Origin of the sequence: Kribbella sp. CA-253562, from assembly GCF_050942265.1 — a bacterium.
Lineage (GTDB): Bacteria > Actinomycetota > Actinomycetes > Propionibacteriales > Kribbellaceae > Kribbella.
The window spans coordinates 1,416,366-1,427,256 of record NZ_CP192049.1; the positions used below are offsets into that span (position 1 = coordinate 1,416,366).

The following is a 10,891-nucleotide window of genomic DNA, read 5'->3' on the forward strand; positions in this document are numbered from 1 at the left end:
TGATCTGGCGCGTACGGATCCACCGGATCAGGTCGCGGACCTGTCCGTTGGGTTTCGGGGGACTACGGGTGGTTAGTCGGCGCCGCCTCCACTGGTCGGGCCGGCAGTGTCGAAGACTTCGTCGCGGGTGATGCTCAGGGCGGACTGCAGAGCCCCGGACAGCACCGGGTCGTTGGGGACGGCGGTCATCAGCAACCGCGGGCGGGGAACGGCCAGCTCGGCCAGTTCCTCCTGGATCAGGCCGCGCAGCCGTTCGCCGCCGGCGGTGATCACGCCGCCGGACAGCACGATCAGCTCGGGGTCGACCACGGCGACGACGGCCGCCAGACCGACGGCCAGCCGGTGCGCGAACTCGGCCAGCACGGTGTCACCGGCGCCGGGGGTGTCCAGCGCGGCGGCGATCGCGGCTTCCGGCGTACGGGCTTTGAGGCCGTGGGACCGGGCCAGGGCCAGCACGGGTTCGCCGCCGGCCAGTTCCTGGAAGCCGCCGGCGTTGTTGCGGCCGACGTTGCGGACCAGCGGCGTACCGGGCAGGGGCAGGAAGGCGACCTCGCCCGCACCGCCGGTCGCGCCCCGGACCAGCCGGCCGTTGATCACGATCGCGGCGCCGATGCCCTCCTCGCCCCAGAGCAGGACGAAGTTGTCGCTGTTCGCGGCGTGGCCGACGCGCTGCTCGGCGACAGCGGCCAGGTTGACGTCGTTCTCGACGTCCAGCGGTACGGCGATGGCGGCGGCGAGCTCCTCGAGCAGGTGCGGCGCGTGCCAGCCCGGCAGGTGCATCGCGTAGCGCAGGCGGCCGGTGGTCGGGTCGAAGCCACCCGGCGTGCCGATCGCGACCCGGTGCAGGCGGTCCTTGGTCAGGCCGGCCTCGCCGAGCGCGCCCTCGACGGCCTTGACCACCCGCTCGACGGTGCCCTTGGCGCTGCGGCCGGGGGTCGGCAGCTCGTACCGGCCGACCACTTTCCCGGTCAGGTCCGCGACGGCCGACCGGATCCGGGCCGGGGTGACGTCCAGGCCCGCGACGTACGCGATGCTGCCGTTGATCTCGTAGAGCTGCGCGTTCGGGCCGGGCCGGCCGGCGCTGGTGCCGCTGGGCCGGACCAGGCCGGCGGTCTCCAGGCGGGACAGCAGCTGGGAGGCGGTCGGTTTGGACAGGCCGGTCAGGTTGCCGAGCGTCGTCCGGGACAGCGGTCCGTGGGCGAGCAGCAGGTCGAGAGCGGCGCGGTCGTTCATCGCGCGGAGCAGGCGGGGAGTGCCGGGTGTACTGGCCATGAGCTAACCCTGCCCTCCTGACGCCGTCTGATGCGGGTGCCGTGCCGTTTCCCGCCAACTGTTAGGAAAGTTTCCTATTACCGCGAGACCGTACGGGTCCGGCCCGGCGGTGTCAATCGGTCGAGCGAACTCGTGGACAGCTCGGCCGGGGCCGGTCCCGGCGGAGGTTAGGGTGGGCTTACTTGTCTGCTCCGTCCGCCCCAGGGAAAGGCCTGTTCGTGACGTTCGCCGTGGGGGAAGAGGTCACCGCCGGCCGGGTCCTGCGCCGCGCTCTCGGCCGGCATCGCAAGCGGCTCGCGCTGGGGGTGTTCTGGTTGTCGCTGCACCAGGCGACCGAGGCGGCCGTGCCGGTGACGATCGGGATCTTCGTCGACCGGGCGGTGTCGACCGGCCGGCTGGAGCCGCTGGTGTGGTGCGTGCTGATGATGGTCGGGCTCTTCGCCGTCCTGTCGACGGCGTGGCGGACCGGTGCCCGGCATGGTGTGCGATCGGCGGAGTACGAGATGCACCAGTTGCGGCTGGAGGTCGCCCAGCGGGTGCTGGACCCGCGCGGGCACCGGACCGGGATGCGGGCCGGGGAGTTGCTGTCGATCGCGACGTCGGACGCCGAGAAGGCGGCGCTGGTGCTGCGCGCGGTGGCGATCGGCATCGCCGCGTCGACCGCGCTGGCCGTGTCGTCGGTGGTGCTGCTGCTGATCGACGTGCCGCTCGGGGTCGGCGTACTGGTGGGAGTGCCGTTGTTGGTGGTGGGGATCCAGGCCCTCTCGCCGCTGCTGACCCGGCGTACGTCTGACCAGCAGGAGTCGGTGGCCAGTACGACGGCGCTGGCGACCGACCTGGTGAGCGGGTTGCGCGCGCTGCGGGGGATCGGGGCGCAGCACAACGCGGCTGAGCGGTACCGGCGGTCGAGTCAGGCGACTCTGCAGGCCACGCTGAAGGCCGCGTCGACCAACGGGCTGCAGGACGGGGTCACCATGGCGGCCAGCGGGTTGCTGCTGGCGGCGGTGGCCGGTGTGGCCGGGTGGTTCGCGTTGAACGGGCGGATCAGCATCGGGGAGCTGATCACCGTGGTCGGACTGGCGCAGTTCGTCGCTGAGCCGGTGAGCACGTTGGGGTACGTCAGCCAGGTGCTGGCGATGGCGAAGGCGTCGGCGGGCCGGCTGGCTACGGTGCTGGGGTCGGCGCCCTTGCGGGTGACGGGGTCGGCCGTGTCGGTGAACCCCTCGGCGCCGCTGCTCGAGCTGTCGGCGGTCCGGCACAAGTCGCTGGATGGGGTGAGCCTTACGGTGCGGCGGGGGGAGCTGGTCGGGGTGCTCTGCTACGACCCGAGGGACGCGGATGCCTTGCTGGCGGTCGTTTCCGGCCGCGCGCCGGAGCACGAGGGGACGGTGGCCGTGGGCGGTCTGGCAATGGAGGAGCTGGACATCGATCTGCTGCGGCGGTCCGTACTGGTCGAGCAGCACGACACGGACCTGTTCGAGGGGACGTTGCGGAGCAATCTGCTGGCCGGCTCGCAGGCGGACGAGGGCCGGCTGCGGGAGGTCGTGGTCGCCGCCGCGGCGACCGACGTGATCGACGCACATGCTGATGGGCTGGACCATCCGCTGACCGATCGCGGGCGAACGCTGTCGGGCGGCCAGCGGCAGCGGCTCGGTCTGGCGCGGGCGCTGCTGGCTGAGCCGCCGGTGCTGGTGCTGCACGACCCCAGTACGGCGGTGGACGCGGTGACCGAGGAGGTCTTGGCCGAGGGGCTGGTGGAGGCTCGTGCGGTGCCGTCGTTGGGGACGCTGGTGCTGACCAGCAGTCCGGCGTTGCTGGGCAAGATGCACCGAGTGGTGGTGCTGGCTGACGGGGTTGTGGTTGCGGTGGGTTCGCATGCCGAGCTGGCGGCTCAGGACGAGGCGTACGCCGAGGCGGTGCTGCGATGAGCGCGCCTGAGCCAACGAGCGCTCCGGCGTTGCTGCCGATTGCTGGGCCTCGGGCTACCTGGTCGGTGTTGTGGCGGGAGATTCGGCGGTTGCGAGGGCTGTCGTTGGTGGCAGCCGTGGTGATCACTGGTGCGAGTGCGGCTGGGCTGGTCGCGCCCTGGGCGTTGGGCGTGCTGGTCGACGACATTGCCTCCGGCGCGGACCGGTCGGCCGTCGTACGGGTGGTGCTGCTGATCGGCGCGGCCGCGCTGGCGTCCGGCGTACTGACTGCTGTCGGGGTGACGCTGGTGGCGCGGGTCGGGGAGACCGTGCTGGCCCGGCTGCGGGAGAAGGTGCTGGATCGGGTGCTGCAGTTGCCGGCGCCCGTGCTCGACAAGGTGCGGACCGGCGATCTGCTGTCGCGGGTTGGCGACGACGTGTCGGCGGTCGCGACCGCGCTGACGCAGATCGGGCCGGTGTTGCTGTCGGCATCCTTGACGATCGTGCTGACGGCGGCCGGGCTGTTCGCGCTGGACTGGCGGCTCGGGCTGGCCGGGCTGCTGTCGTTGCCGATGTACCTGTGGGCCCTGCGGTGGTACCTGCCGCGCTCGGCGCCGTTCTACGCGCGGGAGCGAGCGGCGCTCGGGGAGCGGTCCGAGGCGATCATCACGTCGCTGCGCGGCAGCGCGACGGTCCGGGCGTACCGGCTGGAGGACATCCAGCTGGAACGAATCCGCGACCGCTCGGCCGTCGCGCGCGATCTGTCGCTGAACGTCTTCCGGCTGTTCAGCTTCTTCTCCTCACGGATCAACCACGCGGAGTTCGTCGGTCTGACGGGGATCCTGGTGGCCGGGTTCTTCCTGGTCCGCGGGGAGCTGGTGACGGTCGGTGCGGTGACGACTGCCGCGCTGTACTTCCACCGGTTGTTCAACCCGATCGGTGCGCTGCTGATGGAGTTCGACGCGGTGCAGACGGCTGCTGCCGGATTGGCACGGCTGGTTGGGGTGGTGGAGATTCCGGCCGCCTCGGAGCCACCTGCTGGCCCGGTGCCCGCCGACGCGACGCTGGAGCTGGTTGACGTCAGCCACTCGTACGACGGGCCGCTCGTGGTGGACGGGGTGTCGCTCAAGCTGATGCCTGGTGAGCGGGTCGCGCTGGTCGGCGCCAGTGGAGCCGGCAAGACCACTCTGGCCGCGGTGGCGGCTGGGGTGCTCGTACCGACCAGTGGGGTCGTACGGATCGGTGGTGTGGACATCCGGGAGCTGGGAGAGGCTCGGACGCGTTCGCAGGTTGCCCTGCTGAGCCAGGAGGTCCACGTGTTCTCCGGGCCACTGGTGGACGACGTACGGCTGGCTCGGGCCGATGCCACGGTCGCCGAGGTGGAGGCCGCGCTGGAGCGAGTCGGCGCGCTGGCATGGGTCCGGGCGTTGCCGGACGGGCTGGAGACCCACGTTGGCGAGAACGGCGAACAGCTGACCGGCGCGCAGGCGCAGCAGGTCGCGCTGGCTCGGCTGGTGCTCGCCGACCCGGCGGTCGCCGTACTGGACGAGGCGACGGCGGAGGCGGGATCAGCTGGTGCGCGGGAGCTCGAGCGAGCGAGTGCTGCCGCCACTGAAGGCCGTACGACGCTCGTGGTGGCGCACCGGCTCACGCAGGCCGAGCAGGCGGACCGGATCGTCGTGATGGACCAGGGCAAGCTGGTGGAGTCCGGGACGCATGCGGAGTTGCTGGCGTCCGGGGGCAGCTATGCCCAGCTGTGGCACAGCTGGACGGGCACCACGGCTACGGAAGGCGCCAGTCGATAGCGGTGCCGCCCTGCTCCTGCAGCAGGGCGTTCACCCGGCTGAAGGGCTTGGAGCCGAAGAAGCCGCGGTCGGCCGACATCGGGCTCGGGTGCGCGCTTTCGACGTACGGGACGTCGCCGAGCATCGGCTTGAGCGTCTGGGCATCACGACCCCAGAGGATCGCGACGAGCGGACCGCCGCGCTTCACGAGCGCGTGAATCGCCTGCTCGGTCACGGCTTCCCAGCCCTTGCCGCGATGTGAGGCAGGCTTGCCCGGCTGCACGGTGAGCACTCTGTTGAGCATCAGCACACCTTGGTCGGCCCACGGGGTCAGGTCGCCGTTGGACGGCGCGGGGACGCCGACGTCGGCCATCAGCTCGCGGTAGATGTTGGCCAAGCTGCGGGGGATCGGGCGCACGTCCGGTGCCACCGAAAAGCTCAGTCCGACCGGGTGTCCCGGCGTCGGGTACGGATCCTGGCCGACCACCAGCACCTTCACGTTTCCCAGCGGACGCTGGAAGGCGCGCAACACGTTCTCCCCGGCGGGCAGATAAGGCCGCCCCGCGGCGATCTCCGCCCGCAGGAACTCCCCCATCCGCGCCACGTTGTCCCGCACCGGCGCCAGCGCCTCGGCCCAGTCGGCCGCCATCAACTCGTCCAACGACTTGGAACTCACCCGAGCAAGCATCCCAGTTCCCGTTGGGTGACGCACCCCGGGGTCGGAAGAGAGGAAGAGAGGAAGAGTGCTTCAGTGGTAGGAGGCATGAACCGGCGGATGGTTGGTGGCGATCAAGAGATGCGGCAGCGGTTGCGTTCATGGACGTCCGCCGAACTGGTGCCTCATCTTTAAACGCGCCGGGGACTGGAACGCCTTCGGCGCCGTGGCCGTTGAGCTTTGATGACGGCACTCATCGCTTGCGCCGACCTCGGAGGGACAGTTGCACGCGCCGACTCCGGAGGAGATCGCGGCGGCGTTCAAGCTGGGTGTCCCCGTCGGCGGCCTCGTCCACGTCAGGCGCGGTGACACCGATGCCTGGCGGCTCGACACCACAACAGGGCGCTATTTCGTCAAGGGGTACTTTCCGGCGACGGGCGGTCAGTTCCATGGCGAGCACCTGACCGACCAACTGGCGGTCGCGATGGAGTTCGAGCGCCGAGCACTCGCAGCAGGCGTGGACATGCCGGAGCCGATGGCGCCAGTCGATCCTGTCCTGGGTTGGCTGGCGCGCATCGAAGGCCGGCTGTTTCGGGTTCACCGGTGGATCGATCATCGAACGCCTGAGCCTGGCCAAGACATCCCGGCGTGGCTCGGTTTGACGATGATGCAGGTCCACCGACTGCAGCCACTCGGCCGGGTCGGCTTGCCTGAGTGGTGGCGCCAAGCGGTCCAGGCACCGGCGACCTGGGAGGGCTGGTTCGCCAAGGCCCGCGATCGTGACGCCTCACGGGCACACCTGGACGTGGACAGCCTTCCGCACATCCTTGCGGTCAGTGAACGGATCGCGGAGCTCTGCGACGTCGCCCCGGACCTCGTGACCACCCATGGCGATTTCAAGACCCACAACATCGTCATGTCTGCGTCGGGACCCGTCCTCGTGGACTGGGACAGCGTTCGGACCGACAGTGCGGCGCTCGAAGCAGGTCGGGTCGCGTACATCTTCGGAGACGGAGAGCCCCAGCAGGTCAGGAGAATCCTCACCGCGTACGTCGCTGCCGGGGGCGATCTCGGTTGGCCCGGACCGGACCTGTTCCTCAGTGTGAGCAGGCGTCAGGTCCAGGTTCTCAGCGAGCAGATCCGGGTGTCACTCGGGGAAGCGCCCGCGGCCCGATGGATGGGAGACCGCGCGGCAGTCGAGGGCGCCATCGGCGACGCACTGCGAGACCTGCCCGGCACGATCGGCCGACTGCGACACCTCGCGACGACGATCGGCGACTCCCGCTCGGATCAGACAGCTGGTACGTCACCGGAAGTTCGCGTGTCGGTTGTTCGTTGGTGGGAGTGACCAGGTAGAAAGGTCGGCGGCCCCGCAGGGTATGAGCTTGCGGGGCCTTTGTCATGCCAGGTCCCAGCCGAAGGTGGTGGAGAGGGCTCGGGGGGCGTGGCGGTGGTAGAAGCGGTGGGCGGCGGTGCGGGTGTTGGCGGAGTCGAGCTCCAGGTGGGTGGCGCCGTGGTCGCGGGCCCATTGGTGGGCGGATTTGAGCAGCGTGGTGCCGGTGCCGTGGGAGCGGTGGGTGGGGGAGACGGCGAGGTCCTCCAGCCAGCAGCGTTGGCCGAAGCGGACGGACTCGATGTCGAGGTAGAGGGTGCAGAAGCCGGTGAGCTCGTTGTCCTCGGTGGCGACCAGTACGGCGGTGCGCGGGCCGGTAATCACTCGGGTGAGGCGGTCGGCGGCGGCAGCGGGGTCCCAGTGGGTGGGTTTGCTGCCAGGGGGTGCGAAGAGCCAGTCGTAGGCGGCGACGAGCTGGGGGATGTCGGCGGGGGTGGCGTTGCGGATCATGAAGTGGAGCGTAGGAACGGACCGGCGGCGGCTACAGGTCCACTTCGGCGAAGGTTTTTCAGGCCACTAGGCGTTGCAGAGCCTGGGTGTAGCGGCGGGCGTACAGCTGCTGGGTGGTACGACCCAGGGGACCGGCGAGGCGGGTGTACCAGGTGCCGGGGCGGCTGTAGGCGCGGAGGGTGAAGAAGACGCCGTCGGGTTCGCGGGTGACCAGGAAGGACTCCTCGCCGGACTCGGGGTGGCCGGGCAGGGTGCCGTAGGCGAAGCCCCTGTGGTCCTCGTCGTCGGCGGTCCAGACGACCCGGCAGGGGATGTTGATGCTGAGGGCGCCGACGCCGAGCTTGCCCAGGCAGTTCGTGCCGATCACCGCGGGAGTGTCGGTCGCGTCGATGCGCATTCCGGCGCCGCGGTGCATCTGCCAGGTGGTGACCGCCTCGCCGGCCCGTTGGAAGACCTGGTCGCCCGCGCCGATGCGGGTCCGCAGGTCCATCCGGTGGTAACCCTCGGGCGTCCGGTCGAACCGGGTCGACCCGACCGCGTCGTACGAGAAGCGCAGCGCGGCCAGGTCGTCCAGTGTCATCACGGGGATCCGGTGCCCACTCAGCTCGACTTCAAGCCGGCGGTCTTGCCCTCCTTGAGGGCCTTGACCAGGGCCTTCACCTTGGCCTCGTCCAGCAGTACGACGCTCTGCCCGTTGCGGCGGGCGTTCGGGTTCGCGACCGGCAGGGTCAGCGAGACCCCGTCGCCGCCACCGGCGACCTTGCGCATCGCCAGGCCGAACTTGGCCAGGTCGAACGGGCCCATGTCGTTGTCGACGGTCAGGGCGTCGGCGCTGGAGGTGCCGATCTTGTAGTAGCGCCACGGGTTGACGAACGTCTGCCACGAGACCGCCTTGTCGGCGACCAGACCGATCACCTCCCGCTGGCGGTTGGCCCGGCCGAGATCGCCCAGCCCGTCGGTGTGGCGCGACCGGACGTAGCCCAGCGCCTTGGTGCCGTCCAGGTCCTGGCAGCCGGCCGGCAGGTTGATGTGTGCCAGCTTGTCCTTCATTGCCTTGGGCAAGCACACGTTGACGCCGCCGACGCTGTCGATGATCGAGGCGAACCCGCCGAAGCCGATCTCGACGTAGTGGTCGATCCGCAGCCCGGTGTAGGCCTCCAGGGTCTGGATCAGCAGCTTGGGGTTGCCGTTGCCGAACGCGGCGTTGATCTTCTCCTTGCCCTTGCCGGGCACCTCGACCCAACTGTCCCGTGGCACGCTGATCAGCGCCGGCGGGCCCGAGTCGGGCACGTGCAGCAGGATGATCGTGTCGGTGCGGTTGCCGCCGACGCTGCCGGTGCCGAGCTTCCTCTTCTCCTCGGCGCTCAGCCCCTCGCGGCTGTCCGAGCCGACCATCAGGTACGTCGTACCGGGTCCCTCGGCGGGCCGCTTGCCGGCCGGCATCGCGTCGACCTTGTCGATCCGGCCCCACGCGTACAGCGGGACGCAGATGAGGGTCAGCAGGAACAGCAGGACGACCAGGCCGATCACCCGGCCGAACCAGTTGCGCCGCTTCTTCGGGCGCACCGGGGGGCGGCCGACCAGGCGTCGGTCGATGGGCTGCGGTTGACTCATGGCACGACCGTATCGGCCCCGGCGGTGCTCGCGCGTCACCCCAGCGGACGGTTTGGGCCCAGACTTTCAGACCGCGCCCGCCCCCGGCCTCCGCCGAAAGGAGGAAATCGGCGCTCGTGGCGAACCAATCCGCCGGAACGTACGCGGCGGTTGCCCGACCCGCGCGGTGAACAGCCGGCTGAAGTACGCAGGGTCGTCGTACCCGATCTCGCGCGCGATCGCCGCGACCGGCAGGTCGGTCTCCGCGAGCAAGGACTTCGCCACGTTGAGCCGGGTGGTCAGGATCACTTCCTGAGGGGTTGATCCGGCCGATAGCCGGACGGCCTCGCGCAGTTCCTCGACGGTGAGCCCGAGCTCGGCCGCGTACGCCGGGATCGTCAGCGACCGGGGAGCGAGCGCGCGGAGGCGGTCGACGACGTCGCCGGTGGCCGGGTCGGAGTGGCCGGCCAGCTCGTAGAGGGCCGCGACGAGCTGGACTTCGGGAGCGCCGGAACGCGCTGCCCGCAGGAGTTTGCCGAACGTGCGCTCGACCGGTCGCGGGTCGGCGTACCGGCGTACGGGGTGGGTGGGGTCGAGATGGCCGAGATCGGTCAGAGCGTCGGCGGCCGGTCCGCCGAACAGGACCCACGCCTGGTGCCAGACGGTGGTTGGCCGATATCCATGCAGTACGCCGGGGAACAGCCACAGCACCGCCGGACCGTCGACCTCGTGCAGCCGGCGGTCGGCGCCGTACAGCAGCTGCCCGCGGCCGCGGCGGACCAGGACGGCGGCGTGGCAGCCGAGGGCCCGCTCGGGGGACCGGCGGGCCTCATTGACCTGTTCGCCAACGCCCAGGCAGAAGAGTCCAAGTCGGCGTTGAGCCTCGTTCGGTGTCAGGTAGATCGACCAGTCGGTCACAGCAACAAGAGTCCAAGAACTCGGACCGCTGTGTCCATTCCCGGATCGGCGGCGGAGCGGTGGACTGGGAGTGTGCTGACTTCCAACGGGTATCGACTGGACGAGCGGCGGCTGGGGAGCCTGGTCGCGGTGCCGGACGCCGAGCGGGCGGATCGAGACGCGCTGCGGCGCAGGTTGTCGCGGGACGGGTATCTGTTCCTGACCGGGCTGCTCGACCCGGCGAGGGTGCTGGACTTCCGCCGGTACTACTTCGCCAAGACCGGGCTCGCCGATCCCGACGGGCGGCCGCGGGAGGTCGAGCACGGGGCTTACCGGACGGTGTTGTTCGGGGAGATCGTGCCCGGCGCCGAATACGACGCGTTGTGCCGGCAGCAGGCGTTGCGCGGGTGGTTCGAGTGGTTCTTCGGGGCGGAGGTGTTCCTGCATCGGCGCAAGATCATCCGGCACACGGCGCCGGGGGAGAACGGGATCGGCACCGCGACGCAGGCGCACTACGACCTGGTCTACCTGCGGGAGGGGACCGACCAGGTGCTGTCCGCGTGGATCCCGCTCGGGGACTGCCCGGTGGAGCGAGGTGGGCTGACCTATCTGGAGGGCAGCCATCGCCGGGTGCGCAGGGAGGAGGCGGAGGGCCGGTTGAAGCGCCCCGCGGCCTCCATCACGGCGGATCTGCCCGCGCTGGCCGAAGAGTACGACGCGCGCTGGCTGGTGGCCGACTACGCCGCGGGCGACGTGGTGATCCACACGGCTCACACCGTGCACGCCGCGCTCGACAACGTCGATCAGGTCATGCGGCTGTCCACCGACATCCGCTACCAGCCGGCCGCGCTGGGCGTCGACGCCCGCTGGCAGCACGACTGGCACGACCAGGACGGGCTGTAGCAACTCACGCCGACGGGGCGCCCAAATCATCCCGGAC

General features: G+C 70.4%; 10 protein-coding genes. 4 read left to right on the top strand and 6 right to left on the bottom strand.

What is annotated here, in order from left to right; all coding sequences use genetic code 11:
• Positions 1-72: 72 nt before the first annotated feature.
• Positions 73-1,272 (bottom strand): ROK family protein, encoded by a 1,200-nt coding sequence (locus tag ACQPXM_RS06865; protein ID WP_432945926.1) that lies wholly within the window; start codon positions 1,270-1,272, stop codon positions 73-75.
• Positions 1,273-1,490: 218 nt separating this feature from the next.
• Here ACQPXM_RS06865 and ACQPXM_RS06870 point away from each other — a divergent pair, with 218 nt between their 5' ends.
• Together ACQPXM_RS06870 and ACQPXM_RS06875 are read left to right on the top strand one after the other, a co-directional pair.
• Positions 1,491-3,200, top strand: a complete 1,710-nt coding sequence (locus tag ACQPXM_RS06870) for an ABC transporter transmembrane domain-containing protein (RefSeq protein ID WP_432945928.1) — start codon at positions 1,491-1,493, stop codon at positions 3,198-3,200.
• Positions 3,201-3,316: 116 nt separating this feature from the next.
• A complete protein-coding gene (locus ACQPXM_RS06875; RefSeq protein WP_432945930.1) occupies positions 3,317-4,984 on the top strand; it encodes an ABC transporter ATP-binding protein in 1,668 nt (555 codons plus the stop codon).
• On the opposite strand, the gene ACQPXM_RS06880 is transcribed toward ACQPXM_RS06875, so the two are convergent.
• Positions 4,962-5,651: a uracil-DNA glycosylase gene (locus ACQPXM_RS06880; RefSeq protein WP_432945932.1), complete on the bottom strand. Its 690-nt coding sequence runs from the start codon at positions 5,649-5,651 to the stop codon at positions 4,962-4,964. The genes ACQPXM_RS06875 and ACQPXM_RS06880 overlap by 23 nt on opposite strands.
• 250 nt (positions 5,652-5,901) lie before the next feature.
• Between ACQPXM_RS06880 and ACQPXM_RS06885 the strand changes: the two genes are divergently transcribed.
• On the top strand, positions 5,902-6,966 hold the full coding sequence (locus tag ACQPXM_RS06885; protein WP_432945934.1) for a phosphotransferase: 1,065 nt from the start codon (positions 5,902-5,904) through the stop codon (positions 6,964-6,966).
• Between the two features lie 51 nt (positions 6,967-7,017).
• Here the strand turns inward: ACQPXM_RS06885 and ACQPXM_RS06890 are convergent, their stop codons facing one another.
• The 4 genes from ACQPXM_RS06890 to ACQPXM_RS06905 all read right to left on the bottom strand — a co-directional run bounded on the left by ACQPXM_RS06890 (position 7,018) and on the right by ACQPXM_RS06905 (position 9,972).
• Positions 7,018-7,461 carry an N-acetyltransferase family protein gene (locus tag ACQPXM_RS06890; protein ID WP_432945936.1) on the bottom strand — a complete coding sequence of 148 codons (444 nt, stop codon included), beginning with the start codon at positions 7,459-7,461 and terminating at the stop codon, positions 7,018-7,020.
• A 58-nt stretch (positions 7,462-7,519) separates the two neighbouring features.
• Positions 7,520-8,041: a DUF1990 family protein gene (locus ACQPXM_RS06895; RefSeq protein WP_432945938.1), complete on the bottom strand. Its 522-nt coding sequence runs from the start codon at positions 8,039-8,041 to the stop codon at positions 7,520-7,522.
• 20 nt (positions 8,042-8,061) lie between these two features.
• Positions 8,062-9,075: an LCP family protein gene (locus tag ACQPXM_RS06900; protein ID WP_432945940.1), complete on the bottom strand. Its 1,014-nt coding sequence runs from the start codon at positions 9,073-9,075 to the stop codon at positions 8,062-8,064.
• Between the two features lie 66 nt (positions 9,076-9,141).
• Entirely contained in the window at positions 9,142-9,972 is an 831-nt protein-coding gene (locus ACQPXM_RS06905) for a helix-turn-helix domain-containing protein (protein ID WP_432945942.1), read from the bottom strand.
• Between the two features lie 72 nt (positions 9,973-10,044).
• On the opposite strand from ACQPXM_RS06905, the gene ACQPXM_RS06910 reads away from it, so the two are divergent.
• Complete coding sequence (locus ACQPXM_RS06910; RefSeq protein WP_432945944.1) at positions 10,045-10,854, top strand: phytanoyl-CoA dioxygenase family protein; 810 nt, start codon at positions 10,045-10,047, stop codon at positions 10,852-10,854.
• Positions 10,855-10,891: the final 37 nt, after the last annotated feature.